Below are 24,490 nucleotides of genomic sequence, written 5' to 3'. Positions count from 1 at the left end.
GCTCATCCCCGCTTCCTCCTGATCTGCTCGTCTCGTTCGTCCCACCCGGCCTGCCAGCGGCGCCGCCGCGTCACACCGTCCTGCCCCATCTCGTACCGCGGTGCTGATTCCCGGCTGCGGCAGGCATCCCGCGCCCAGCGCCCGGCCTGCTCGGCTTGGGCCAGCTCCGCTTCAGTCACCATCGAAGTTCAGCTCGGCCGCTGCCCGCTCCATCGCAGCACGCGCCGACTCCCGGTCACGCACCGGCCGCACGCCGTGCTTCTCCTGCTCGATCGCCAGGAACGGCTGCGGCAGCGGCTTGCCGTCGACCACGTGTTGGACAGCGCGCGTGTAGGCCTCCTCCAACATCCGCCGTTGCTGAGATCCGTGGTCGGCCGAAGCGTAGACGTGCAGGTCCAGCAGCGAGCGCACCAGCACGGTGAAGCCGCTCTGCGGCCGGCCCGGTGCCATCTCCCGCTCCACCGCCGCCATGACTGGAATGTCCAGGCACATCGTCAGGAACCTCGGCGGGTTCGGCGGCCACTCCCTGCCCTCGGTCAAGCAGCAGGCCATGCCGCGCGCGTGCTGTGCCCGGCTGCGGCCCTTCAGCACCTGGAACCACGTGCCGGCCGCGATGGTCAGGCTGCCGTCCTTCTTGAACGGCGCCGCGCCGTTCTCGCGCTCCCACTTGCCCGGGAACATGGCCGTCATCTGCTTCCAGAATTCCCACAGGTAGGCCGACTGCGACTCGCTCAGCGGCTCAGCCGACGACGGCAAACTCGGCGTCGACGACATCGCTTGGCTCGAACCCGGCGCCGCCACCGTGGCCACCGTCTCGGCGTTGGGCGTAGAACTGCTGTTCGAGCTGCTCGGTGCGGTCGGCAGAACCGTGTTGAGGGCTTGCATGGGTTGCTCCTGCGGATGGCTGGGCGACAGGGATCACGGGCAGCGCCAGGCCGGCGGCCATCGTCTGCTTCAGGGATTCGTTCGGGTCGTGGCCGGCGGCGATCAGGTTCAGCAGCTGCTGGCGCACCTGCAGCCAGCCCTGGACCGATAGCGGGCGGCGGATCGCGGTGCGGTGCCGGACGAACCGGGCCAGCTGCTCGCGGTCGACGCCGGGCGGCGTGCTGCCGAAACCGGCCAGCTCGCGGTCGACCTGCTCGGTGGTCAGCGCCAGCGGATCGGCCTCGCGCTCACACTCGCGGTGTGAGGGTTGCTCTTGGTTGCTCTTGGTTGCTCTTGGTTCGGGTGCAATAGCTGTTGCACCCTTTTCGACGCCATTTTGCACCCTTTCCTGCGTCGTTTTGCACCCTTCGGAGGCCTGTTTTGCACCCTTTGCAAAGGGTGCAATTTCTGCACCCTTCATCCATTCAGGGTTGATCCGGTACTGGCGGGTACGACCGCCTTCGCCGAACCCGCTGCGACGGCCACCGATGCCAGCGTTGACCAGCACCAGCCAGCCGGACTGCTCCATGCGGCGCAGCTGGTACTGCACCGAACGCTCTGACTGCCGGGTCTTCTCGGCCAGGCGAGCGATCGACGGGAAGATGTGCGTGCCGTCGTCGTGCGCGTGGTCGGCCAGGGCCAACGCCAGCAGCATCTCGCCGCCGCCATTCGGGTAGCGGTCGAAGACCATGCCTGTAACTCGTGCGCTCACGTCAGATCCCCAGGGCCAGGTTCTGGCCCGGCGCGACCGGCCACCAGGTGCATGCGGTGCGGCCGCTGACCGGACACGGCTTGTTGGGGCCGCGCCACACGCGGCCTGCCTTGATCAGCTCAGGCAGGCGGCGGGCCAGCATGTATCGGTCCAGGCCGGTGGCCTGCGCCAGCTCGTTGCTGGTCATGCCCGGATAGTCGGTAACCGCCTTGGCGCTCTGGGCGTGCTGGTGCGCCTGCAGGCCGCTGGCGACCACGTAGTGAGCCGCGTCGTGGCTGGTGCTCAGATCGCTAGCGCGCGCAGGATGGTTGATCGTGCTCATGCCCCACCCCGCTCTGCTGCCGCCTCGGCGTGCTGGCTGACCTGCACCAGCCTGGCCATCACCGCCGCGCACCCGCGTGCGATCGCGTCAGCCTCGTTCGGCGAGATCCTGCCGTCGTCCAGCGCCGCCGAAACCAACTCGGCCAGATCCCCCTTGGCTGCCGCCGCCTGCAGCAGCGCGCTGATGAGCGAACCCGATTCCGGGGCATCGCTGCGCTGCGCCACGAAACCGTGCTGCGCGCACAGCGTGTGCAAGATGCGGAAGTCGCCAGTGCGCGCCATCAGCGCATCCGCCTCCTGCAGGCTCAGCAGGTTGCGGTCGGTGTTCGGGTTGACCTTGCCGCGAAGGACCGCGGCCGACATGCCCAGCCTGGGCGCCAAAGCCTCACTTCCACCGGGGTACTGGTGGACCGTGTCGTAAGCGGCATCGGTGACATTCATGGGATAGGGACTCGAATGGATACGTGGGCACTACTGCGGCGCAACATGTGCGCCATGGACATCAACAACTCACGGACGACGGGCGTCGCCCTCCCTGCGCTACGCTGGCGTTTCCACACGAACAGCCCGCAAGGAGGGCGACATGGACGACAAGGCTCGGATCGAACGACTCGAAAGGGAGGCAGTTGCGCACCGGCAGGAGCTGGACATCCTCATCGGCCGGTTGAACGCGGTGCACGGGGTGCTGTTCCAGATGCTCGCGGACCGCGAGAACTCGACGGCCGTGCTCACGGCGAACCTGGCTGCAGCCAACGAACGAATCGCCGCAGACCTTCTGCAATCACCGCTTTCAGAGACAACAGTGGCGGAGCATCAGCGCGTGGCAGGAGAGCTTCTGGCTGTGGCGAACAACGTCCGACTGGGGCTTCAGAAGCCGTAACCCCAAGACAGACCATCCGGCCGCTCGGCAGCTGGACGATGTTGAGGCGGGGCACGGCTATGCCCTGCGGATCGCTCAGCTTTCGAGCAAGCCCGCTCCACTGCTGGAAGGCCAGCAGTCGGCGGTGGATCGCAAGTCGTCGCTTCAGCGCGCGCATATCAGGCCACCTCCAGGGGGGCGTAACGGTTCTCGTCGGGGTCATGCGGCGCGGGCTGCGCCTGCGGTTGTTCCTGGACTCCCAGCAGCCGCTGGATCTCCGGCAGCGCCGGCAAGGCGCCCTCTTCCGGCCAGCCCTCAACCTGCTCGGTCGGCAGCTTCAGAATCTTGGCCAGATCCTTGTCGGACCGAAGCCCCAGCTTCGCGCGCAGCGCGCGCTTGCTCATCCGGCTGTCCACCTCGCTGCGGATCTGCTCGGCCAGGGTCGGCCGGTGCTCGGCCCTCTCAGAAGCTGCATCCGGCCCGAACACGTCGGGGCGAAGCTCGTGGCGGGAAACGCCGGTGGCCTTCTCGATAGCAAGAACGTGCCGTGGGGGAACCGGCCTGTTGCCGTTGACCCACTGGTTCACCGCCTGGGGCGATACCCCAAGAAGGCGTGCCAATCCGGCTTGGCCGGTTCCCGCTTTCTCTACGGCAGCAGCGATATGGTTCATGCACCCATCTTAAGCGTCGCTTTAGTTAAAGGTCAAGCGATGCTTTCTTACAAAGCGGGGTGCCTCGTTGGACAATCAAGCGATGCTTGACAACTCCGCCATGGCGGCCGCCATTCGCTCGGCCATCGAAGAGTCCAAACTCACTCAGAAGGGGATTGCAGATTCCTTTGGGGTGACCGAGCAGGCGGTGTCAGGATGGCTGCGAACCGGCAAGGTCGATAAACGGAAGTTGCCTAAGCTGGCCCAGTTGACTGGCAAGCCTCTATCCCACTTCGGGATGGGCGAAGCGGCCGCACCCGTCTCCGGTCCTGCGACCGTGCATAGCTATGTTCGCGTCCAGCAGCTGGATGGAGATGCCGACATGGGGGACGGGGCAGTAAACGAGGATTTTCCCGACATCGTTCGCGCAATGGACTTTGCGCCAACATACATACGGTCCGTAGTTGGCTTCGTACCACCGCCCGGACGGTTGGTTCTGGTGACCGGTCGCGGCGATTCGATGATCCCTGTGATCAACCCGGGCGAATCCTTGATGGTAGACACAGGCGTCACGGCATTCGACGGCGACGGAATCTACTTGCTGAACACCGGCAACGGCCAGCAGGTTAAAGCCCTGCAGGATCGAGGTGACGCTGTGTATGTAGTTAGCGCAAATGCGGGGCTGTATCCCGCGTTTCCAATGCCACCGAACACTGTCATTGGCGGCAAGGTGTACCTGCGCAATCGGATTGATCGTTTCAACTGACGGATCAGAACAGGGGGATGTTGTGGCGCTTATCGCGTGCGAGGAGTGTGGGCGGCAGATCAGTGATCAAGCCGAGGCGTGTCCCAACTGCGGCCACCCAAACAGGCCCAAAGCGGTGGCCACTGCGGCTCCAACAGCCAATCCGTCAAGCAGTCGATGGGCCACCGGATGGGCCGTAGCTGTGTTCATTGGTGCACTAGTAGTTCTGGTCGCCATGTGTTCGCCGCGTGTCGATCACACGGCCACCAGTCCTGGGCAACCATCAGGGACCGCTCCTACCGAGACCGATGAGCAGAGGAGAGCGCGCCTATTTTCGGAAATGAACGACGCTAGCCGTTACGCCGACGCCCGCCTTCTAACGGCAAGGGAACTTGTAGCCTCATTCCCGGACTCGTCTGAGGGTGTAGCAGCTTCGCAGGCGATTCCGCAGCTGGAAGAAGACGTGCGGAAGGCAAATCTGGGAAAACAATGGGCCTATCGCTCCTCTGAGGATCCCATGACCGGCAAGCCATGGACCACGGCGGAAGTGACGAGCAGCAACACCCACGAGTTCGATCGACCATATTCCCAGCCGCAACATGCGACGCTCACCATTCGAAAGCACCCCCAACATGGGAGTGACGTGATCCTGAGTATCGAGCGCGGTCAGCTGCTATGCAGAAGCTATTCCGGATGCAGGGTTCTGGTCCGGTTTGACAATGAGAAGCCGCGGACCTACCGGGCTACCGGTCCGAGCGACAACTCAACAACGCTCCTGTTCATCCTCGGGTACGCTGACTTCGTCCGGAGAATGGGGTCTGCAGACCTTGTAAGGATTCAAGCTGAGGTCTACCAAGAAGGTTCACCCGCTTGGGAATTCGACGTGTCGGGATACGATCCCTCCAAACTCAAGTGACCTTTCCGAAAAGAGCCCGGCCCTCGTCCAGGGCTCTTTTTTTACCGCCAACCTAAAGCGTAGCTTGACTTTTGACTAAAGCACCGCTTTACTATCTCCAAGCCGCCCATGAAGCCCCACCCCGGGGGCCGGCGCAGGAGATCACGCAATGGCAACTCTGTCCCTCGGCGTCAGCAAGGCGCCGCCCTCCGTAGTAGCAATGCCCGCAATCGGCATGGTCGCCATCAAGGTAGGCGCTGCCTGCCTGTACGTTGAGCAGGAGGAGGCGGATCGCCTCGCCCTGGATATTCAGCAAGCAGCGCTGGAACTGCGCAGCAATACGACGGCTGCCGCATGAGCGCCGTCCTCGCCCACCACTCAAACGCTCAGCGCGCCGCAGCCGCCGCAGGCATCGTCGCCCGCGCCGGGCGCCGCTGGGGCCTCCTCCCCTACCAGGTCGTCATCGCCTCCAGCATCGCCGCCAATGCCGTCCTGCGGCACGGCCAGAGCGCTGCAGGTGCCGTCGCCGCCGCTCGCCGGGCAGCGCGCGCACAGGCAGGTGCCGCATGAGCTTCTACAAGACCAACGATCCCGCCGTGCTGGAAGCCTACGAAAAGGAGCGCTCCGAAAAGGCGCTGCTGCAGGCCGAGGTCGATGCCTTCGCCCACCGCTTCGGCGGCAAGGGCTTGGTGTACGCCGATCCTGCGCGCCTGGCCGGCATCAAGTTCACCCCCGCTAAGCCGCGCGACCTGTGGCGCGCCCCTGACGGGAACGGCTTGCAGTGGCCCCGAAGCTCTCCACTCAAAGGGGCAACCGCTGAGACCAAGGCCGCGCTCAAAGCACTCCAAGCCGAGTGGAACGAGCATATGCCGACTCGAAAGATCGACACCAATGCCGTGATTCGCGCGCTCGGGTTCAGCAGCAGCTGCGACTTCTTCTTCGAGGGGCTGACCCTCTTCCGTCACGAGGGGTTCGTCTACGCCTCCACCAGCAAGGCCATGCCGCGCATGACCGAGATCCTGGGCAGCGAGTACGAGCAGGCCAAGGCAGCGCGCGCATGACCGACCACGACTTCTTCGCCGCCATGGCCGTCGGCATCCCGCTCATCACCCCGCCACCCCGTATCGGCCTCGACCTGGCCACCGGCAGCGACACAACCGTCGTGGCCGAGGTCGCAGCCGACGGAACGATCACCCGAATGACCACCCTCCCGAAGGAACAGAGCAATGGATAAGCCCACCTACAGCTGGTCCAGCAACTGCGATACCTACACCGGCGACTTTGGTTCGATCGATGAGGCCGTGCAGGATGCTTTCGACAGCGGGGTCGACGCCGAGGGCGTGAATGTCGGCGAGAACAACTATGTCGATGCCAGCCGCTTGGTCGATGTTGACCACCTGATCGACCAGCTGCAGGACGCCATGTTCCAGATCGTCGACGAGGCCGCAGACGCGTTCCTGACTAGCGTTTCCGCCGAGAAGAAGGCCGAGCTGGCGGAGCTTATCGGAGCGTGGGTGCGTAGCGCGGACAGTGCCGTCTACTGGGAAGTGAACAACCCCAGCTTCCACCGGTTCGCCGACTACGGCCTGGTCCGGGAGGGCGAGTAATGCGCCACCTGGCCCTGCCCTTCTTCTGCGCCGTCGCCGTAGGCCTGCTCGTCGCCCTGCTCGCTTGGGCCCTGCGCAACCAGCTCGACGCCGTCGCCCTCGCCTGCGCCATCGGCGCCGTGTTCTTCGCATGGCGCTGCTGGGAAGACCTCCACACCAGCTGGCCAGCGTTCAAGGCCGAGATGCAGCGCCGCAGCGATGAACGACAGCGCGCCCCGCTCGCCGCTGACGACACCCACTGACCCCCTGCCCTGCGCTCTCCCCCTGTAGCGCAGGGAACCCGCGCCGGCCGGGTTCCATCAGCCGGCAACCCATTCCAGGAGTCCAGCGTGCGTAATCAGCTCGACATCTTCGATCACGACCCAGCCCGCATGGCAGCGGCCAACCGCGCCGCCGCCGAGCGAGCACTGCACGACGTGCAGTTCACCGCCACCGTCCGGCAGGAACGCTACGCGTATTACGTGGGCGAGGCCGAACGCTGGGAACACCTCGCCGCGCACAGCGCGCGCTCCACCAACAGCAAGGACATGCAGGCATGAGCAACGACAACAAGACCTTGGCAGACATGCAGCCCGGTGGGAGGGTGAGGCTGGGGGATGCCCCTTGGCCAGAGATCGACGCCATCCTGGCTGATGCGTATTCCGCAGGCGCAGTGGGTCTGCCATTCGAAGGCATCGCGCGCCGCGCAGCCGTGCGCAAGGCAGTCGCCGCCCTCTCCGCCCAGCACTCCCCGGGCGATCAGGATGCGCTGGCAGCGCTGCAACAGGACTACGACAAGCTGCTGGACTCGTTTAATCGGCAGGTCGAGGTCGCCGAGAAGATCGCGGGCCGCGCCCTGCAGCAGGACGACAGGATCGAGGAGCTGGAAGAAGCCCTCGCCGCCCGCCACCCGGTTGGGGAGCCGGTGATCTGGGTCAGTCCCGGCCAGCTGGCGGCTCACAAGGACCGCGTACCTGGAGACGGCGGCGCGTACCTGCCGGCACGCCTCACGCGCGACGGACAGTTCACCAAGCCGCTCTATGCCACCCCCGCACAGGCCGTGGACCTGGACGCGATGCGTGCACTGTTGCAGCGACGGATTGAGCAGTGGCGCTCGCACCTGCCCGCCGATCCTGGCGCACCTGGAACCCGCGAGATTGAGACCAAGGGCGAGCACGACTACAACAACGACGTGCGTATCTACCGCGAGGGGATCGCCGTCATGGAGGAGGTGCTGTCCAAGATCGACGGTCAGGCGGTGGGCAATGGCAACTAAGGCGCAACTGAAAAAGCTGCTGAACAAGATCAGCGCCGACAGCCGCAAGGCACATGCCATGGCGGTCGAACTGTATGGGCCTGAGGCTTGGATTTACGTCGAGTCCGAAGGCGGAATCCACGCCATGAGCGGAGACGACCTGGGCAACCGACAGCGGTTTATCGAGGTGGAGTCGGACGGGATCCACCAGTTCGGAGTCGGCGCATGGTAGCCATGGCTGACCAGCTGCTCACCACAGCTTCTACCAACGCGCCTTCAGCGCCTGGACGCGAGGCCCGCCACGTGGCGCTCAACCGCAGCCATGCCGAGCTGCATAGCGTCGCCCTTGCTCCTGATCACGCCCTCGGATCGCAACTCGACAGCGATGCCGTCGACTTCGGCTGTGTACGAGAAAACGTGATCCACGCTGCTCGTGATGGTCAGCACGAAATGGTAGCCATCGTGGAAACCGCGCAGGGTTCGATGAAAGCCACGAGTAGTCATGGGCCGGGCGCGGTAGGGGACTTGGTGCACTGTACAGCTGAATGCGGCGAGGCGACAGCATCCAGTCTGGCGGCTGAGCAGCTGCTCACCGCTGCACCATGGAAATGCAAAGGCGTCATCGATCAAGATCTGGCGTTCAAAATCGCCGACGGCATCGTTTCGCGGAGACTGGTCAAGGGATGGTCGCGTCAAGCCATCCTATCCAGCATCGAGGGAGGTCCGTCGCCGTGCGGGCGTGCGTTCTACCTGATGCGCGGTGGCGTCATCGTCGTCGCCCTCTTCCCGATGACGCAGCTGAGCGATATGAACGGTCGCGGGTACTGGTACTCAGTCCGCGACCTGTTCCCGCCGCTTCCCGAGCGCACCCATGCAGGTACTGAAGATCTGCAGCCGTTCCAAGTCGGTGACAAGGTCTGGGCTTGGTACAAGGACGAGCCCAGGGCTGATTATGGCCAACCCGATCAGCCGGGCGACGACACACGCTGGAGTCGGTGCTTTCCGCTGTTCACCGTCAAGAGCGTGACGGGTCCACATCTCGAACCGGCAAAGTTCGCCGGTCGATCGCACTACCAAGTGCAGCTCAGGTATCGCGAAGGGTCGCCAGCCACCCACTACGACGCGGGCTACCACGACGTTTGCCCGATCAAAGGGCGTCCCTGGCAGATGCGCGGAGACGGCGACTACCTGCAATTGGTGCACCGTGCACCGCCTCCGGCAAAGCCACGCCGTGCTGCTGCGGTGCCACCGCCCACCCCCACCCTGCCGCCGCCGTTGCCGGCCCAACTGGATCTGTTCGCATGACCGCACCACTTCCTGTTTCCCCGGCCACCGTTGTCGAGGCTACCAAGGCATCGTCGCCCGTCGCCGCAGTCGTCTCTGCCATGCGGTGTGTCGATCCGGCCACTGCTGTTGACGGGCGCGAGGTGCGCGCTTGGGCTGACACCCTGCTGAAAGCGCTCTACACCGCTCAGCCAGTACGCTGGGAATACCGCAACAAGGACGATCACCGGCCTGGCTGCTGGATGCAGGCCGACGCAGGGCACGTCTACGCCGCCCATCAACGTGGGCTCGTTGTCCGCGCACTATTCGAGACACCGCGCGTTATCCAGCCCGAGAAGGTCCACGACTTCCAGCGGCGGGTGTGCACGCGCTGCGGGATGAGCGAGGACTGGGCAGGGCCGGACTGCTTCCCACCCGACAACAAGCCCGACCCGCGCAAGCTGCTGCCTGTCGACCCGAGCTGGTTCCTTGAGCCGCTGAAGTGGATCCGGGACGCCGGCCCGGCGCCGGTTAGCACGCACGAGCGCCGCCGCAGGGCCACCGAAGCCACCTTCCTGATTGAAAAGCTCGAAGCCCACATCGAGGAGTGCAACAAGCCATGACCCAGGTACATATCAGCCACCCGGAAGGGGTGCCGAACTGCGCCGCCGGCCACCGCGCGCGCCACATCCACGACAAGCGCTGCGCCTCCGCCGGCGGTGGCCACCTGGTCGAGTGCGCCTGCAGGTCGACCAGCAAGCATGCCGATCCCGACAAGGCCATCGCAGCGTGGCGACGGCTCAACCGTCCCGAGCGCAGCGCGCGACCTGCTGCGGCGCCAGAAGCCACCGACAACGTGCTGCAGTTCCAGCTTGGCCTGACCGAACGCACGCCAAAGGCTCGCCGCATCGGAGGTCATCATGGGCGCGGCTGAAAGGCTCGAAGAACTGCTATCGCTCGATCGCGTGCGCCAGATGACCGGCATGGGGACCACCTTCATCTACGGAGAGATCAAGGCCGGTCGCTTCCCTCGCTCTATCCGCATCGGTCGCCGCGCACTCTGGATACAATCCGAGGTGCAAGGCTGGGTTCGGCAGCAGATCGCGCAGAATCGACCTTTGCAGGTGGATGGGTAAGCGGGCGGGTAGCAAGGGCTGTAGAAACGAAAAAGCCCCTATTTCTAGGAGCTTTTTGCAAGGACTGGCGGAGAGAGTGGGATTCGAACCCACGGAAGGTTTGACCCTTCGCCGGTTTTCAAGACCGGTGCCTTAAACCGCTCGGCCATCTCTCCAATCGGGTCCCGGTCGCCCGGGCAGCGGCATATTCTCGCACGTGAAGGCCATTTGCCCAAGACCACCTTGCCCCTGCCCTCCGCATCCGGCACGGTGGGGGCCTTCACCGCACTCGGAGCCCCCATGGCCCACCTCGACCTGGCCAACCTGCGCACCACCCTGCTGGACGACACCCAGCTGGCCGCTGTGGCCCTGCACCGCACCTTCGCCGGCCATCTGCCGGTCAGCAGCGGGCATCTGGTGGTCTGCGATCCGCTTGTCCAGGCCAAAGCACCAGCGCTGGCCGACTACACCGCCCCGCTGGGCCGGCATCCGGTCGAGATCATCGTGCACAGCGGCCGCCCGGCGTTGGCCGTGGTCTGGTTCAAGCCGCGCGAAGCCCTCACTGCGTCTGCCCTGCACTGGCAGATGGCGCGCTGGACCACGCAGGACCTGACCGGCCTGGATGAGGACAGCTTCATCGGCTACCCGGTCGACGCCGGCATCGGCTGCTTCATGGATACCGACACCCAACAGGCACTGCTGGCGCTGATCGAACGGGCCGATGGCGACGAAGACAATGCGTGGTCGGATGCCCTGATCGACCACGACGGCCTCGACGAAGGCGCCGAGTACCGCCCTTGGGGCGAGGACTCGCCGCACGGCCTGGTGGTGTTCACCAGCGGCTGGGGCGACGGTGTCTATCCCAGCTACTGGGCGCTGGATACGTCCGGCATTCCGGTCGCCCTGGTCACCGATTTCCTGTGCATCCAGGGCGGCGATGGACGCGACGAGCGCGAGATTGCCGACCAAGCCTATCGCGACAGCCTTCCACCCGACGAAGCTGAAGCGCTGGCACGGCTGGTAGCGGCCGTTGAACGCGACGACCCGGATGCGCTGCACGTCCTGTTGAAGGACGCGCCGCAGCGCGCCAACCAGATCGAACCAGGCTGTGGCGGCACCGCTCTGTACGAGGCGATCCGCCTGGACCGCCCGCAGGCATTGCGGGTGCTGCTACAGGGTGGCGAGCTACCGGCGATGCCCGAGCGCCTGCACATGAGCAAGGTGACCGGCTATCTGGACTACGCGCGGTTCCTGAAGAAGCCGCGCAGCGCGGAGCTGATGGCGGTGCTGGAAGCACCGGCCATTGCCGAGCCCACACCGGCCGCACCGCCGCGGCGCGGCTTCTGGGTCCGACTGTTCGGCCGGAACTGACCGGGGCCGGAAAGCAGCAACGCCGGGCATGGCCCGGCGCTACCGTTTCACAGATTGGCGGTGCAGTTGCGGGCAGGTGCCTCAGCCCGCATCCACTGCCAACGCGCCCAGCGCACTGGCCTTGATCCGCTCCTTGGCCTTTTCACAGGCGCCACCGCAATCCAGGCGCGAGGCCTCCAGCTGCGGCGGCAGGTGCTCGGCCAGGAAGTCGATGAACACGCGCACTGCCGGCAGCAGGCCGCGACGCGAGGCGAACACGGCATGGCACACGCCCTGCGGCAGCGACCAGTCCGGCAGCACCACTTCCAGTTCGCCGTTACGCACCGCGTCGGCGCACACGGTCTCCGGCAGCATGGTGATGCCGAAACCGTCCTTCACCATGCTCTGCAGCAGCGGGAAGTCGAAACCGGCCACGCGCGGCTGCAAGTCGACCCGGCGCACTTCGCCTTCCGGGCCATGCAGTTCCCAGCGCTGGCGTGCTTCGTCTTCGCTGATGCTGAGGGTGACGTGCTGGGTCAGCTCTTCCGGGTCCTTGGGGCGGCCGGCGCGATCCAGGTACTTGGGGCTGGCCACCAGCAGTTCCTGCACCTGGCCGAAGCTGCGCATCACCAGGCTGCCGTCGTCATCCAGGCGCGAACGCACGCGCAGGGCCACGTCGTAGCCTTCGTTGATGATGTCCACGCGGCGGTTGCTGATGTTCAGCTGCAGCCGCACCTTCGGGTACTGCTCAAGGAACTTGGGCAGCAGCTTGGGCAGCTGCATCTGCGCCAACGACACCGGCACGCTGGCGCGCACCACGCCGCGCGGCTCCGCGCTGAGGCGGTCCACCACCTCGCGGGCGGCCTGGGCCTCGGCCAGCATCGTCTGCGCATGGCGATGCACGCTGGTGCCGACATCGGTGACCGCGAAACGGCGCGTGGAGCGCTGCAGCAGGCGTACGCCCAGGTCGGTTTCCAGCTGGCTGATGCGGCGGCTCAGGCGCGACTTGGGAATACCCAGTGCGCGCTCGGCGGCGGCGAATCCGCCGTGGTCGACCACCATCGCGAAGTAGTACAGGTCATTCAGGTCATGCATACCCGAGTTCCATATCTAGAACAATACGTGGCATTCAACCACCTTTATTCCGCCATTGCAACAACCTATCGTTCTCTCTGTCGGCGGGGCCACCCCGCCCCTTCCTCCCAGAACATAGGTGACTGCCATGAAGCTTCTGCATCTCGACGCCAGCGTGCTTGGCGACAACTCCGTCTCGCGCCAGCTGTCGGCCGCCGTGGTCGCCCGCCTCGCCAGCCAGATCGACGGCCTGCAGGTCGATTATCGCGATCTTGACGCCAATCCGGTACCGCATCTGCGCAGCAGCTCGCTGGCCAGGACCGACGCCGCTGAAGCGACCGATGCTGAACAGGTGATGCAGCAGTTCCTGGAGGCCGACATCGTTGTGATCGGCGCGCCGATGTACAACTTCAGCATCCCGTCCACCCTGAAGGCCTGGATCGATCGCGTGGCCGTGGCCGGCCGCACCTTCAAGTACACCGAGAACGGCCCCGTGGGCCTGGCCGGTGGCAAGCGGGTGATCATCGCCAGCAGCCGCGGCGGCATCTACACCGACTCGCCGGCCGACTTCCAGGAGCCGTTCCTGCGCCAGGTGTTCGCCTTCATGGGCATCAACGAGATCGAATTCGTGCGCGCCGAAGGCATCGCCTATTCGCCGCAGCACCGTGAAGACGCCATTGCCGGTGCGCTGGCGGCGCTGCCGTCGCACGAAGCGGCCGAACCCGTCGCCGCATAACGCGTCCCAGCGTTCGGCGCCCCTCTCTCCTCGTCTGGGCGCTGAACGCGGGCCGGGATCCCCTCCCCCATCCCGGCCCACCCTGGCGGCCCCGCTTTGCGGGGCCGTTTTTTTGTGGGCGCGTTAGGCTGGGGTCATGAACTACATCGTGACGGCTGCGCACCGCAGCGAATTTCCGCACCCGATCACCCTGCGCCGTGGCCAGGCGCTGGTGGTGGGCGAACGTTATGAAGGCCCGGAGGGCTGGGAAGACTGGTTCCTGTGCGAGGCCAAGGGGCAGCAGCCCGGTTTCGTGCCGGCGCCGGTGATCGGTCGCAATGCGCAGGGTGACGCCTATGCCACGGAGGATTACTGCGCGCGGGAGTTGGATGTGGATCCGGGGCAGCTGCTGCGAGGAATGCGCACGCTCAATGGCTGGGCGTGGTGCGTGCCGGAGACCGGCGAACCGGGATGGGTGCCGTTGGAGAAGCTGAGGGCAGCAGAAACCCGGTAGCGCCCGAGCCTATGCTCGGGCGGCGGCGCGAAGCGCCGATAATCAATGCGGCCCGCGAGGGGCAGGAGCAGCCGAGCATAGGCTCGGCTCTACCTGCATCTGTAGCGCCCGAGCCTATGCTCGGGCGGCAGCGCGAAGCGCCGGCTGTCAGCCAATGGTTTCCAGTCCGCCCATGTACGGGCGCAGGGCCTCCGGCACGGTGATGCTGCCATCGGCGTTCTGGTAGTTCTCCATCACCGCGATCATCGCGCGGCCGACGGCCACGCCCGAGCCATTCAGCGTGTGCGCCAGCTCCGGCTTGCCGGTGGCCGGGTTGCGCCAGCGCGCCTGCATGCGGCGGGCCTGGAAATCACCACAGTTCGAGCACGAGGAAATCTCGCGGTAGGTTTCCTGCGACGGCAGCCAGACTTCCAGGTCGTAGGTCTTCACCGCCGAGAAGCCCATGTCGCCGGTGCACAGCAGCACCTTGCGGTACGGCAGGCCCAGCTTTTCCAGCACCACTTCAGCGCAGCGGGTCATGCGCTGGTGTTCGGCATCGCTCTCTTCCGGGCGACAGATCGAGACCAGCTCGACCTTCTCGAACTGGTGCTGGCGGATCATGCCGCGCACGTCGCGCCCGCCGCTGCCGGCCTCGGCACGGAAGCACATCGAGTGGGCGGTCATGCGCAACGGCAGGCGCTCGGCATCGACGATCTCGTCGCGCACGATGTTGGTCAGCGGCACTTCCGAGGTCGGGATCAGGTAGCGCGTGGAATCGCCCACGGCGGTCTTGAACAGGTCGTCCTCGAACTTCGGCAGCTGGCTGGTGCCGCGCAGCGAATCGGCGTTGACCAGCAGCGGCACGTTGGTTTCCTCATAACCGTGCTCGCCGGTATGCAGGTCGACCATGAACTGGGCCAGCGCACGGTGCAGGCGCGCGATCGGGCCGCGCAGCACGGTGAAGCGCGAACCGGACAGCTTGGCCGCGGTCTCGCCGTCCAGCCAGCCGTTGCGGGCGCCCAGTTCAACGTGGTCCAGCACCTTGAAATCGAACTGGCGCGGGGTACCCCAGCGCGCCTGCTCGACGTTGTCGCTCTCATCGGCACCGGCCGGCACGTCATCGGCCGGCAGGTTCGGGATGCCCATCGAGATCGCTTCGATCTTCTCGCGCAGTTCGTCCAGCGCCACTTCCGAGGCCTTCAACTCGTCGGCGAAGGCAGCAACCTCGGCCATGATGGCCGAAACGTCCTCGCCCTTGGCCTTGGCCTGGCCGATGGCCTTGGAACGGCTGTTGCGCAGGCTCTGCAGTTCCTGGGTCCGCACCTGGATGCGCTTGCGATCAGCCTCCAGGGCCTCCAGGGCAGACACGTCGAGCTCGAAGCCGCGGCTGGTGCGCAGGCGTTCAGCGAGGTCGGCGGGCTGGTGGCGGAGCAGGGCTGGATCAAGCATGGCAGGTGTCGTGGTGGGTATCAGGGATGGGATTATCGCTTGTTATACGGATTTCTGCCGCCCGGTTCATTCCCGCCGTGGCAGAATCGAGCCATTCCGTACTGGTCCGGTCCATGTCTGCACCCCGCTCGTCGTCCGCCAAGTCGTTCACTGTGCATATCCCGCGCAACGCCCTGAAGATCGCCGGCATCGCCTTCGGCGTGGGCGTACTGCTGTTCGTGCTGGTCTGGCTGACCGGCCGCGACAAGGAGTTCTTCCGCGCCGATCCGGCTGCCCAGACCCCGCAGGAAACCGCCGAGATCGAGCCCCTGCCGGAACCGCTGGCCGCTGCCGCCGGTTCCAGCGACATGCCCGATGCCAAGCCGGCACCGGTGGAGGAAGAAGCGCCGAAGCTGGTGGAAACGGCCCCGCCGCCGCCCGCGCCCTTGGCTGAAGCGACCCCGGCTGCACCGGGCCCTGAGCCGGCGACCACCGGCAACAGCCAGCCGATGCCGATTGCCGGCCAGTCGCCGCCGCCGTCCTATCCCGCCGCCGCCCTGCGCGCCGGTGAAACCGGTACGGTGGTGGTACGCGTGGACGTGGACGCCACCGGCTATCCGAACAACGCCACGGTGATCCAGCGCAGCGGTTCACGCGAGCTCGACCGTGCCGCCACCGACGCTGTGCGCCGCTGGCGCTTCACTCCGGCGCAGAGCAACGGCCAGGCCGTACCCGGCAGCATTGAAGTGCCGTTCGACTTCAAGACGCAGTAACTGAACACTTCCCGGCAGGCAAACTGAACCCTGCCGGTGGCGTTGACGCAACGCTGACACTTCCCGTCCGTGGCTCGGGCAACACTGCCCACGTCGTCCATTGACGGAAGGAGTTTGCGATGACCGCCACCACCCACGAAGACCTTCATTCGCCGCAGCTGCCGCAGGATTCAGGCGCGCAGCACAAGCCCACGTCGCCCTGGATGTGGATCGCGCTGATCGTGGCGATGTTTGCCGGCGCCCTGCTCTGGCTGCGTCATTCGAACCAGGAAGACGTGGCACCGGCGCCGGTCGGTGAGCGCATGCTGCCGGCCCCTGAGCAGCCCGCGGTGACGGATGCAGCGGCGCCTGCTGCGCGTCCGGCAACCCCGGCTACCGCTTCGCGGAAGGCCGCGCCGGTAGTGCGCAACCGTGAGGCCCGCCCGCTGGCCAGCAATCGCATGCCCACCTACCCCGCCGCCGCGCTGCGTAGCGGCGTGCAGGGCAGCGTGATCGCCAGCCTGAATGTGGATACCCGCGGCAATGTCGCCAACGCTGCGATCGTCTCGCGCAGCGGCGAGCGCAGTCGCGATCTGGATCGTGCGGTGCTCAGCACCGTGCAGAACTGGAAGTTCCAACCCGCGGTGCAGGATGGCCGCGCAGTAGCCAGCGTGGTGCGGGTCCCGGTGGATTTCCGTACCGAGCAGCGTTGATCGCGGACGAGGGGTTCGTGATGTTTAGACGGAGGCTTCGGCCTCCGTCCTTTTATGCGGAAAGCGTGCCAACCAAGGTTGGCACCTACCGGGAGATGTGAGCGTGCCAACAAAGTTGGCACCTGCCGGGCAATGCGATCCGCCGGGCATGGCCCGGTGGTCGCGATGCCGATCAGGCCAGGTTGAACCCGGCGCTGCGGGCCAGACCATCGAAGTCCGGGAAGGACGTGGCGACGTTGGCGATATCGTTGATCCGCACTTCGCCATCGCTGATCTGGCCGGCAATGGCGAATGCCATGGCGATGCGGTGGTCACCGTGGCTTTCGATGGTGCCGCTGCCCAGGCGCACACCGCCGTGCAGGGTGGCCCCATCCTCGGTCTCGTCCACCTGCATGCCCAGCGCGCGCAGGCCGGTGGCCATCGCCGCAAGGCGATCGGATTCCTTCACGCGCAGCTCGGCGGCGCCACTGACCACGGTCCGGCCTTCGGCGGCTGCAGCCGCCACGAACAGCGCCGGGAACTCGTCAATCATGTCCGGCACCAATTCCTCCGGAATGCGTGCCCCCTTCAGCGGGGCGTACCGCACCACCAGGTCTGCCACCGGTTCACCGCCCTGCTCGGCAGGATTCTCTTCGGTGATGTCCGCCCCCATCAGGCGCAGCGCGTGCAGCAGGCCGGTGCGGCGCGGGTTCAGGCCGACCTGCTTCAGGCGCAGCTGGGAACCAGGAATGATGCTGGCGGCCACCAGGTAGAACGCCGCAGACGAGAAGTCGGCCGGCACCACGATGTCCGTGGCGCGCAGGCGTTGGCCGCCACGCAGGCGGGCCTTGCCCGGTGAAAATTCGATGTCCACGCCGAACGCCGACAGCATGCGCTCGGTATAGTCACGGGTCGGATGCGGTTCGGCAACGCTGGTTTCGCCCTGTGCGTACAGGCCTGCCAGCAACACCGCCGACTTGATCTGCGCGCTGGCCACCGGCGAGGCGAAGTCGATGCCACGCAGCGTCTGGCCGCCATGCACGTGCAGCGGCGGCGTGCCGTCATCCTGAGTGTCGATCTTCGCGCCCATCTGCGACAGCGGGCCGGTGACGCGGCGCATCGGTCGGCCCGACAGCGACTCATCGCCGATCAGCGTGCAGTCGAACGCTTGGCCCGCCAGCAACCCGGCCAGCAGGCGCATGCCGGTGCCGGCATTGCCGCAGTCCAGCGGTGCATCCGGCGCTTTCAGGCCGTCGATGCCGACGCCGTGCACGATGCGCTGCGACGGGCTGGGCGTTTCGATGCGCACCCCCAGCTGGCTGAAGATGCGCGCGGTCGCGCGGGTGTCCTCGCCTTCCAGGAAGCCCTCGATATGCGAGGTGCCATCGGCCAGCGCGGCGAACATCACCGAGCGATGCGAGACCGACTTGTCGCCGGGAATGGTCAGGCTGCCCTGCAGGGGCTGGCCCTTGCGGGCGATCCAGTGTTGCGCGTTGCTCATCGTTCGATCATTCCGTAAACGCCGGCAGCCCGCCGGCGATGCATCAGGGGGTGGCGGCCGGGGCCGCCCCAGCAGCACTCAGGGCACGGCCACAGGATAGGAACCCAGCACCTTGATCTGCGCCGAGTGCGCTTCAAGTTCGGCCAGCGCCGCCTGCATCGGCGCGTCGTCGATGTGGCCGGCCAGGTCGATGAAGAAGCCGTACTCCCACTTGCCATGGTGCGACGGCCGCGACTCGATGCGGTTCATGCTGATGCCGTGGCGGGCGAACGGGCTGAGCACGTCGAACAGCGCACCGGGCTTGTCATGGATGAACACCAGCACCGAGGTGCGGTCGTGGCCGGAGGTCGGGAAGATGTTGCGGCCCACCACCAGGAAGCGGGTGGTGTTGTCGGCATCGTTCTGGATCGGCTTGGTGACCACCTTCTTCAGGCCGTACACGTGGCCGGCACTCTCGCCGCCGATGGCCGCCGCGTCGTCGGCGTTGCGCGCACGGCGCGCACCCTCGGCGTTGCTCGACACCGGAATCTTCTCGGCCTTCGGCAGGTTGGCGCGCAGCCACGCCGAGGTCTGCATGAACGACTGCGGATGTGCGTAGATGCGCTCGATGTCCTCGATGCGGCCGCTGCGCGACATCAGGTACTGCTGCACGCGCAGTTCCACTTCGCCGCAGATCTTCAGGTTGGAGGTCAGGAACATGTCCAGGGTGATCTGGATGGTGCCCTGCCCCGAGTTCTCCACCGGCACCACGCCGAAATCGGCGTTGCCCGCTTCCACTTCCTGGAACACTTCCTCGATGCTGGCCATCGGCAGGCCCAGCGCGGAGCGGCCGAAGTGCTTGAGCACGGCCTGCTGGCTGAAGGTGCCTTCCGGGCCGAGGTAGCCGATCTTCAGCGGCTCCTGCTGGGCCAGGCAGGCCGACATGATCTCGCGGTAGACGTGCACCAGCAGCTCATCGCTGAGCGGGCCTTCGTTGCGATCCGCCACCATGCGCAGCACCTGCGCTTCGCGCTCGGGGCGGTAGTAGTCGACGGCGGCGGCGAGCTTGCCCTTGGCCTTGCCGACCTGATGGGCGAAGCGCGCGCGCTCGGCGATCAGGCTCTGGATGTCGCGGTCGATCTGGTCGATCTTCGAGCGCACATCGGCCAGCGCCAGCGGCGCCAGGGTGGGTGCCGGGTTCGAGGCGGCCTTGGCCTTGCCCTTCGCCTTGGCGGGCGCGCTGTCCTTGGCCGGTTCGGCCTTCTTCGGCGCCTTCTTGCTGGATTTGCTGCTTGCCATCGGAATTCCTTGTTGCGGGGCCCGCACCCGACGGTGCGCGCCGTTCATTGCTCAGCCGTGACGCTGCTGGAAATCGGCCATGAAGGCGACCAGCGCCTCGGCCCCGGCCAGCGGCATGGCGTTGTACAGCGAGGCACGGATGCCACCGACGACCTTGTGGCCCTTCAGCGCCAGCAGGCCGGCCGCCTTGGCCTCGGCCACGAAGCGGGCATCGAGATCGGCATCGGGCAGGAAGAACGGGATGTTCATCCGCGAACGGGCCGCATGTGCAACTTCATTGCGGTAGAAGCCGCCGGAGCCGTCGATGGCTCTGTACACCAGCGCGGCCTTGGCGGCATTGCGCTTGGCGAATTCGGCCACGCCGCCTTCGGCCAGCATCCACTTGAACACCAGCCCGGCCAGGTACCAGTTCCAGGTCGGCGGGGTGTTGAGCATTGAATCGCGGGCGACGTGCGAGCGGTAATCGAAGATGTCCGCACGTGGCTGGCCACTGCGCTCGAGCAGGTCGCGACGGATGATCATCACCGCGATGCCGACCGGGCCGAGGTTCTTCTGGGCGCCGGCATAGATCACGCCATAGCGGCGCACATCCAGCGGTTCGCTGGCGATGGACGAGCTGAAGTCGGCGATCAGCGGAACGTTGCCGGTATCGGGAGCATCACGGAACTCGACGCCGTGGATGGTCTCGTTGGCGGTGATGTGCACGTAGGCGGCATCGGGCGACAGCTGCCAGTCGGCACGCGCCGGCAGCGTGCGGTAGCCGTTGGCCTCGCTGCTGGCGGCGATGTTGACGTCGACGTAGACACCGGCCTGCTTGACCGCGGTCTTGCCCCAGTGGCCACTGACCACGTAGTCGGCACGCTGGCCCGGGGCGGCGAAATTGAGCGGGATCAGCGCCTGCTGGGTGGTGGCGCCACCGGACAGGAACAGCACCGCATAGTCGTCGGGGATGTCGAGCAGGCGACGCAGATCGGCTTCGGCCTCGGCGGCCACGGACATGAATTCCGCGCCGCGATGGCTCATTTCCACGATCGAAGCACCGGACCCGTGCCAGTCCAGCATTTCCGCCTGCGCCTGGCGCAGGACCGATTCCGGCAAGGTTGCAGGGCCGGCACTGAAGTTGAACGCGCGCGTCATGTCACACCTGTGGGGCAAGACCCCTAGTATGCCGCAGTGCACCAGCCTTGCGGCCTTGTGGCGCAAGGGAAATTTGGTTTCATTGGAATCCATCGGCAACGCGACCGGGTAGTGCCGGCCGCTGGCCAGCCACCTCACGGATTCAGGGGCGGCGGTTGCCGGCCAGCGGCCGGCACTAGCGTCAGCGCGCGCCGAACCAGAGCAGCAGGCTGAGCAGCGCGGCCAGCAGCAGCGCACTGACCAGCAGCCACGGCCAGCGCCGGACCTTGCGCGGCACGGCCGGCAGCACCGGCGCCTGCTCGGCGTCCTGGCTGGACTCGTCTTCACCCGGCAGCGGGCGCCGGCGCGGGTCATGCGGCACTTCCAGCACAAACCGGTGCTGGCCATCAAACACCACCTGGTCGCCGGCCTGCAGCCAGCAATGGCGCACGGCCACGCCATTGACGCAGGTGCCGTCGGCACTGCCCAGATCGCGCAGCAGCACGCGATCACCATGCACTTCCACGCGGGCGTGTCGTTCGGCGAAGGCCGGATCGTCAATAGCGATGTCAACGTCGCCGCCGCGGCCGATCAGGCGGGCCCGCGACAGGGTGAAGCTGCGGCCGTGGTGCAGGCCGCCAACTCCGCGCAACAGCCGCTGCTGCTCGTCGCTGCCTTCCTCGTTCTTCGGCGCAGGCGCCTGCAGCAGGCTCTCGACTTCACCTTGCAGGACCATCTCCACGCCGTCCACATACACCGCATCGCCCGCACGCAGCAGCGCCATGCGCCGCACCGGTCGACCGTTCACATGAATGCCGCGGATCCCGTTGCCGACCTGCAGCCACAGGCCGCGATCATCCAGGCAGAACTGCGCCAGCAACAGGGCACCATGGCCGGCATCGCCGAGCCGCACACTGCCGTTGGCCTGGCGCACGATGCGTTGCACCCCGGGCCGCAGCGGCTGGTCGGGCTGTTGTTGTTGGCTGAAGTGAACAAGCAGGTTCTGCACGCGGCGCAGCCTAGCAGGTTGGTCGCCAACGAAGAAGAACCCAGGATGAGTGCTTGGCGCGGAGGCCCTCCATGCGCACAATGCTCGCCCTCATTGATCATCCCCGCCCTGCGCCAGGAGCCTGCATGTCCACCATCGATGTCCGCCACGCCCACGGCCTGCCCGACGCGCAGGCGCGCGCCGCGATCGAGCAGGTCGCCGCCAAGCTGTCCGAGCGCTTCGGCCTGAAGTCGTCGTGGACCGCCGATGTACTGAACTTCTCCGGCAGCGGCGTGGACGGCGCGATCGAACTGCAGCCAGGCGCCGTGCGCGTGACGGCCAAACTGGGCTTCCTGCTGTCGGCGATGAAGGGCATGGTCGAAGGCGAGATACAGCGCGTTCTGAAGGAAAAGCTGGGCTGAACCCCGGCCGCGGCCATCACGGCCGTGCAACGCCACGGCGCGCTACTCTCGGGGCAGGCCCAACTCCCACGGGAACTGCGATGAACCACTACGAGAACGACGACCGCCGCAACGACGACGCCTCTTTCGGTGACCAGGCCGAGCGCTTTTCGCGCAAGCTGAGTGACTCGGCGCAGCAGGTGTGGCTGGCCGGTCTTGGCGCTCTCGGCCGTGCACAGGCCGAAGGCAGCCGCTTCTTTGACGGCCTGGTGAAGGAAGGCGAAGCCTGGGAAGCCCGCCGCCGTGAGCGCAGCAGCGAACAGGGCCCGGGCTGGCGTGATAACGTCGAGAGCTCGCTGGACGAAGCCCGCGAGAAGGCCTCGGGCACCTGGAACAAGGTCGAGAAGGCCTTTGATGACCAGGTGCAGGGCGTGCTCAAGCGGTTGCATGTACCCACCGCCGACGAAGTGACGGCGCTCGAAGCCCGCATCGATGCCCTGCACGCGCGCCTGGCCAAGCTGGAAAACCGCGCCGCGTCCGGCACCGACGCCCCTGCTCCGGGCAGCCATCAGTCGCCAGGCGGCCTGCCCTGACCGGCTCATTGTTGCAATGCAATAAACTTTGATTGACAATCGCGAGCAACCCGCCAATCGCTTCGGCTGCCGTTTGTTCCCTCCCCTCACGGCTTCAGGATTGGCGGGTTTTTCGTGCCTGCTGTATTCCGAACTGGGCGTTCCATCACGCTTCCTGTCAGGAACCTCCTGACCCGGCCAGGTACCGCGACCTTTACACTGTCGTTCTCCGCTTTCGCCCCTTCCGCCCTACTCCTGCATGCTCCCCTGGATCCTGGCCCTGCTGTCGGCCCTGCTTACCTGTTCCCTGGCTGTTGTCTATCTGTGGTGGATCAAGCGGCGGCAGAAGGAGATGCAACTCGGCCTGCAAGCCCTGGCCGGCATGCACTGGCGCGAGTTCTCGGTACTGGTCAAGCGCATGCTGCGCGAACAGCGCGGCCTGCGTGAACTGAATGACCCGGCGGAGGAATCCCGCGAGCCGAGCAGCGACTTCCTGCTCAGCGACGGCCCCAACCAGTGGCTGGTTTCCTGCAAGCATGGCCTTGCCTACCGTATCGGCACCGCCGCAGTGAACGAGCTGGGCGCTGCTGCGCGCCTGGCCGGCGCCAAGGGCGGCGTGCTGCTGACCGAAGGCCGGATGGAACGCGACGGGCGCAGCGCTGCCGAGAAGCAGGCGGTAGAAGTACTGGACGGTCCGCGCCTGTGGCCGTTGCTGCAGCCCTACCTGCCGGCAGAAATCGAAACCCGTGTGCGCGCCAGCGCCCGCCATGAAGCACTGCGCCGGATCGCCATTGCCGCGCTCGGCGCGGTCACGCTGGGCCTGCTGGTGGGATTGAGCCTGCAAGGCTTGCATGTGCAGGACACCCCGCCTGTTGCCGAGGTGGCGGACACCCCCGCGCCGGTTGCGCCTGCGGTTGAAGCGGCGCCCGAACCGGCGCCGGCCCCCGCCACCACGCCGCCGGCCGCTGCGCCTGCACCGGCCACGCCCTCAGCCGACGCGCGCAGCAACCCCAACCCGGATGCCGCCACGCTGGAGCGTTTCCAGGCCGATCTGTCCCGCGCCTTGGCCGGCAAGCCCGGTATCGCCAGCGGGGTCTGGCTGACCCGGCAGACGCTGGCGATCAACCGCACGGGCGAGCTGGACGCGGTGTGGCCGCAGGTCTGCGAGGAAGTGCTGCACTCCCCCGCCCTGCGCAACGTGCGCATCCAGCTCAACGCCCGCCCCGGCGTGGATGAGCCGGTGCGCTGGCGCCAATGCGCCACGTACTGATGGGGCCGCATCCACGCGTGGCGTGGTTTTACTGAACCCCGATGCGCGACCCCTTGTTGGATCCACGCCACGCGTGGATGCCTTTGTAGAGTTGAGCCACACGCGAACAGCAGCCGAGCATCGGCTCGGCGCCACATGGCACCAGCTCAGCCCAATGCTGCGAGATGGGCGATGTAACTGGAGCGCGATTCACCCGCCGCTCTGGCCTGCGCATCCAGCCTCGCCAGGATCCGGCGTGGCAGGCTGATATTGACCCGCTCGATGGTATCGTCCAGCAGAGCCGGATCAATGCAGATGTACGCAAGAATCCAACGGATGTCCTTGGATGCCTCGGCGGCGATCTTCTGCGGCGCGGAAGGTGTCGGAATCGAGCGCCCCTCATCCAGGGCCGCATCAATCCAGGCGAGTGCAGCCTCCTCGGCAGCGCTGAGCGCATCATCAAGCGTGTCGGCCGCCGAGAAGCACCCCGGCAGATCTGGAACGACCACACCCCACGCGGTGCGCTCATCGCCTGCCTCGATCAAGACTGGATATC

35 protein-coding genes and 1 tRNA gene are annotated in these 24,490 nt (G+C 66.3%); 23 read left to right on the top strand and 13 right to left on the bottom strand.

Going from position 1 to position 24,490, the window contains the following annotated elements:
- Positions 1-171: 171 nt before the first annotated feature.
- From VG543_RS08785 to VG543_RS08770, 4 genes are read right to left on the bottom strand one after another with little or no spacing between them, the layout of a single operon-like run.
- Entirely contained in the window at positions 172-774 is a 603-nt protein-coding gene (locus tag VG543_RS08785; protein WP_423178437.1) for a hypothetical protein, read from the bottom strand.
- Complete coding sequence (locus VG543_RS08780) at positions 740-1,615, bottom strand: helix-turn-helix domain-containing protein (protein ID WP_423178438.1); 876 nt, start codon at positions 1,613-1,615, stop codon at positions 740-742. Before VG543_RS08780 ends, VG543_RS08785 begins: the two co-directional genes overlap by 35 nt.
- Before the next feature lie 22 nt (positions 1,616-1,637).
- Positions 1,638-1,958 (bottom strand): MarR family winged helix-turn-helix transcriptional regulator, encoded by a 321-nt coding sequence (locus VG543_RS08775; RefSeq protein WP_262920283.1) that lies wholly within the window; start codon positions 1,956-1,958, stop codon positions 1,638-1,640.
- Positions 1,955-2,398, bottom strand: a complete 444-nt coding sequence (locus tag VG543_RS08770) for a phage regulatory CII family protein (protein WP_423178439.1) — start codon at positions 2,396-2,398, stop codon at positions 1,955-1,957. Before VG543_RS08770 ends, VG543_RS08775 begins: the two co-directional genes overlap by 4 nt.
- A 142-nt stretch (positions 2,399-2,540) precedes the next feature.
- On the opposite strand from VG543_RS08770, the gene VG543_RS08765 reads away from it, so the two are divergent.
- Positions 2,541-2,837: a hypothetical protein gene (locus VG543_RS08765; RefSeq protein WP_295573715.1), complete on the top strand. Its 297-nt coding sequence runs from the start codon at positions 2,541-2,543 to the stop codon at positions 2,835-2,837.
- Between the two features lie 158 nt (positions 2,838-2,995).
- Here the strand turns inward: VG543_RS08765 and VG543_RS08760 are convergent, their stop codons facing one another.
- Positions 2,996-3,487 (bottom strand): transcriptional regulator, encoded by a 492-nt coding sequence (locus VG543_RS08760; RefSeq protein WP_423178440.1) that lies wholly within the window; start codon positions 3,485-3,487, stop codon positions 2,996-2,998.
- A gap of 82 nt (positions 3,488-3,569) precedes the next feature.
- Here VG543_RS08760 and VG543_RS08755 point away from each other — a divergent pair, with 82 nt between their 5' ends.
- The 14 genes from VG543_RS08755 to VG543_RS08690 all read left to right on the top strand — a co-directional run bounded on the left by VG543_RS08755 (position 3,570) and on the right by VG543_RS08690 (position 10,346).
- Positions 3,570-4,232, top strand: a complete 663-nt coding sequence (locus VG543_RS08755) for a LexA family transcriptional regulator (RefSeq protein ID WP_279914494.1) — start codon at positions 3,570-3,572, stop codon at positions 4,230-4,232.
- A 1,043-nt stretch (positions 4,233-5,275) separates the two neighbouring features.
- The gene (locus VG543_RS08750; protein ID WP_423178441.1) at positions 5,276-5,464 is read left to right on the top strand and encodes a hypothetical protein; all 189 of its coding nucleotides are present in this window, start codon (positions 5,276-5,278) and stop codon (positions 5,462-5,464) included.
- On the top strand, positions 5,461-5,676 hold the full coding sequence (locus tag VG543_RS08745) for a hypothetical protein (protein WP_423178442.1): 216 nt from the start codon (positions 5,461-5,463) through the stop codon (positions 5,674-5,676). Before VG543_RS08750 ends, VG543_RS08745 begins: the two co-directional genes overlap by 4 nt.
- Complete coding sequence (locus VG543_RS08740; protein WP_353089156.1) at positions 5,673-6,167, top strand: hypothetical protein; 495 nt, start codon at positions 5,673-5,675, stop codon at positions 6,165-6,167. The genes VG543_RS08745 and VG543_RS08740 overlap by 4 nt, the downstream gene beginning before the upstream one ends.
- On the top strand, positions 6,164-6,340 hold the full coding sequence (locus tag VG543_RS08735; protein ID WP_423178443.1) for a hypothetical protein: 177 nt from the start codon (positions 6,164-6,166) through the stop codon (positions 6,338-6,340). Before VG543_RS08740 ends, VG543_RS08735 begins: the two co-directional genes overlap by 4 nt.
- Entirely contained in the window at positions 6,333-6,713 is a 381-nt protein-coding gene (locus VG543_RS08730; protein WP_423178444.1) for a hypothetical protein, read from the top strand. The genes VG543_RS08735 and VG543_RS08730 overlap by 8 nt, the downstream gene beginning before the upstream one ends.
- Entirely contained in the window at positions 6,713-6,955 is a 243-nt protein-coding gene (locus VG543_RS08725) for a hypothetical protein (protein ID WP_423178445.1), read from the top strand. The genes VG543_RS08730 and VG543_RS08725 overlap by 1 nt, the downstream gene beginning before the upstream one ends.
- Positions 6,956-7,042: 87 nt before the next feature.
- Positions 7,043-7,252: a hypothetical protein gene (locus VG543_RS08720; protein WP_111187845.1), complete on the top strand. Its 210-nt coding sequence runs from the start codon at positions 7,043-7,045 to the stop codon at positions 7,250-7,252.
- The gene (locus VG543_RS08715; protein ID WP_423178446.1) at positions 7,249-7,968 is read left to right on the top strand and encodes a hypothetical protein; all 720 of its coding nucleotides are present in this window, start codon (positions 7,249-7,251) and stop codon (positions 7,966-7,968) included. Before VG543_RS08720 ends, VG543_RS08715 begins: the two co-directional genes overlap by 4 nt.
- The gene (locus tag VG543_RS08710) at positions 7,958-8,179 is read left to right on the top strand and encodes a hypothetical protein (RefSeq protein WP_100450404.1); all 222 of its coding nucleotides are present in this window, start codon (positions 7,958-7,960) and stop codon (positions 8,177-8,179) included. Before VG543_RS08715 ends, VG543_RS08710 begins: the two co-directional genes overlap by 11 nt.
- Positions 8,180-8,181: 2 nt before the next feature.
- Positions 8,182-9,252, top strand: coding sequence for a hypothetical protein (locus VG543_RS08705; RefSeq protein ID WP_423178447.1), 1,071 nt, complete (start codon positions 8,182-8,184; stop codon positions 9,250-9,252).
- Positions 9,249-9,833, top strand: a complete 585-nt coding sequence (locus VG543_RS08700; protein WP_423178448.1) for a hypothetical protein — start codon at positions 9,249-9,251, stop codon at positions 9,831-9,833. The genes VG543_RS08705 and VG543_RS08700 overlap by 4 nt, the downstream gene beginning before the upstream one ends.
- Positions 9,830-10,144 carry a hypothetical protein gene (locus VG543_RS08695; protein WP_423178449.1) on the top strand — a complete coding sequence of 105 codons (315 nt, stop codon included), beginning with the start codon at positions 9,830-9,832 and terminating at the stop codon, positions 10,142-10,144. The genes VG543_RS08700 and VG543_RS08695 overlap by 4 nt, the downstream gene beginning before the upstream one ends.
- Positions 10,131-10,346, top strand: coding sequence for a helix-turn-helix transcriptional regulator (locus tag VG543_RS08690; protein ID WP_010480570.1), 216 nt, complete (start codon positions 10,131-10,133; stop codon positions 10,344-10,346). The genes VG543_RS08695 and VG543_RS08690 overlap by 14 nt, the downstream gene beginning before the upstream one ends.
- Positions 10,347-10,411: 65 nt before the next feature.
- On the opposite strand, the gene VG543_RS08685 is transcribed toward VG543_RS08690, so the two are convergent.
- Positions 10,412-10,501, bottom strand: a tRNA-Ser gene (locus VG543_RS08685).
- Positions 10,502-10,625: 124 nt separating this feature from the next.
- Between VG543_RS08685 and VG543_RS08680 the strand changes: the two genes are divergently transcribed.
- Positions 10,626-11,696, top strand: a complete 1,071-nt coding sequence (locus VG543_RS08680) for a DUF4241 domain-containing protein (RefSeq protein ID WP_312544432.1) — start codon at positions 10,626-10,628, stop codon at positions 11,694-11,696.
- Positions 11,697-11,777: 81 nt separating this feature from the next.
- Here VG543_RS08680 and VG543_RS08675 read toward each other — a convergent pair whose 3' ends face one another.
- Entirely contained in the window at positions 11,778-12,770 is a 993-nt protein-coding gene (locus VG543_RS08675) for a LysR family transcriptional regulator (protein WP_005410175.1), read from the bottom strand.
- A 127-nt stretch (positions 12,771-12,897) separates the two neighbouring features.
- Between VG543_RS08675 and VG543_RS08670 the strand changes: the two genes are divergently transcribed.
- Together VG543_RS08670 and VG543_RS08665 are read left to right on the top strand one after the other, a co-directional pair.
- The gene (locus tag VG543_RS08670) at positions 12,898-13,485 is read left to right on the top strand and encodes an FMN-dependent NADH-azoreductase (RefSeq protein ID WP_171952781.1); all 588 of its coding nucleotides are present in this window, start codon (positions 12,898-12,900) and stop codon (positions 13,483-13,485) included.
- 136 nt (positions 13,486-13,621) lie between these two features.
- Positions 13,622-13,978 (top strand): ligand-binding protein SH3, encoded by a 357-nt coding sequence (locus tag VG543_RS08665; RefSeq protein ID WP_180877825.1) that lies wholly within the window; start codon positions 13,622-13,624, stop codon positions 13,976-13,978.
- Between the two features lie 147 nt (positions 13,979-14,125).
- On the opposite strand, the gene serS is transcribed toward VG543_RS08665, so the two are convergent.
- Positions 14,126-15,406 (bottom strand): serine--tRNA ligase, encoded by a 1,281-nt coding sequence (gene serS, locus VG543_RS08660; RefSeq protein ID WP_312544428.1) that lies wholly within the window; start codon positions 15,404-15,406, stop codon positions 14,126-14,128.
- A 113-nt stretch (positions 15,407-15,519) separates the two neighbouring features.
- Between serS and VG543_RS08655 the strand changes: the two genes are divergently transcribed.
- Positions 15,520-16,158, top strand: a complete 639-nt coding sequence (locus VG543_RS08655; protein WP_423178450.1) for a TonB family protein — start codon at positions 15,520-15,522, stop codon at positions 16,156-16,158.
- Between the two features lie 119 nt (positions 16,159-16,277).
- Positions 16,278-16,850 (top strand): energy transducer TonB, encoded by a 573-nt coding sequence (locus VG543_RS08650; RefSeq protein WP_058981358.1) that lies wholly within the window; start codon positions 16,278-16,280, stop codon positions 16,848-16,850.
- 172 nt (positions 16,851-17,022) lie between these two features.
- Here the strand turns inward: VG543_RS08650 and aroA are convergent, their stop codons facing one another.
- From aroA to VG543_RS08630, 4 genes are all read right to left on the bottom strand, one after another.
- Positions 17,023-18,330, bottom strand: coding sequence for a 3-phosphoshikimate 1-carboxyvinyltransferase (gene aroA, locus VG543_RS08645; RefSeq protein ID WP_423178451.1), 1,308 nt, complete (start codon positions 18,328-18,330; stop codon positions 17,023-17,025).
- 78 nt (positions 18,331-18,408) lie between these two features.
- On the bottom strand, positions 18,409-19,608 hold the full coding sequence (pheA, locus tag VG543_RS08640; RefSeq protein ID WP_423178452.1) for a prephenate dehydratase: 1,200 nt from the start codon (positions 19,606-19,608) through the stop codon (positions 18,409-18,411).
- Between the two features lie 51 nt (positions 19,609-19,659).
- Positions 19,660-20,745 carry a 3-phosphoserine/phosphohydroxythreonine transaminase gene (serC, locus tag VG543_RS08635; protein WP_188250506.1) on the bottom strand — a complete coding sequence of 362 codons (1,086 nt, stop codon included), beginning with the start codon at positions 20,743-20,745 and terminating at the stop codon, positions 19,660-19,662.
- 181 nt (positions 20,746-20,926) lie between these two features.
- Entirely contained in the window at positions 20,927-21,733 is an 807-nt protein-coding gene (locus tag VG543_RS08630) for an FHA domain-containing protein (RefSeq protein WP_423178453.1), read from the bottom strand.
- 125 nt (positions 21,734-21,858) lie between these two features.
- Between VG543_RS08630 and VG543_RS08625 the strand changes: the two genes are divergently transcribed.
- The 3 genes from VG543_RS08625 (at position 21,859) to VG543_RS08615 (ending at position 23,955) form a co-directional block, all read left to right on the top strand.
- Positions 21,859-22,134 carry a polyhydroxyalkanoic acid system family protein gene (locus tag VG543_RS08625; protein ID WP_019660329.1) on the top strand — a complete coding sequence of 92 codons (276 nt, stop codon included), beginning with the start codon at positions 21,859-21,861 and terminating at the stop codon, positions 22,132-22,134.
- A gap of 80 nt (positions 22,135-22,214) precedes the next feature.
- Positions 22,215-22,706, top strand: coding sequence for a phasin family protein (locus VG543_RS08620; RefSeq protein WP_019660330.1), 492 nt, complete (start codon positions 22,215-22,217; stop codon positions 22,704-22,706).
- 238 nt (positions 22,707-22,944) lie between these two features.
- On the top strand, positions 22,945-23,955 hold the full coding sequence (locus VG543_RS08615) for a restriction endonuclease (RefSeq protein ID WP_423178454.1): 1,011 nt from the start codon (positions 22,945-22,947) through the stop codon (positions 23,953-23,955).
- Between the two features lie 146 nt (positions 23,956-24,101).
- Here the strand turns inward: VG543_RS08615 and VG543_RS08610 are convergent, their stop codons facing one another.
- Entirely contained in the window at positions 24,102-24,479 is a 378-nt protein-coding gene (locus tag VG543_RS08610; protein WP_229295552.1) for a type II toxin-antitoxin system HicB family antitoxin, read from the bottom strand.
- Between the last annotated feature and the right edge of the window lie 11 nt (positions 24,480-24,490).

This window comes from Stenotrophomonas sp. CASM101, from assembly GCF_049384845.1.
GTDB lineage: Bacteria > Pseudomonadota > Gammaproteobacteria > Xanthomonadales > Xanthomonadaceae > Stenotrophomonas > Stenotrophomonas hibiscicola.
Note: the sequence above shows the minus strand (reverse complement) of the source record. Positions and strands in the feature narration are given on the sequence as shown.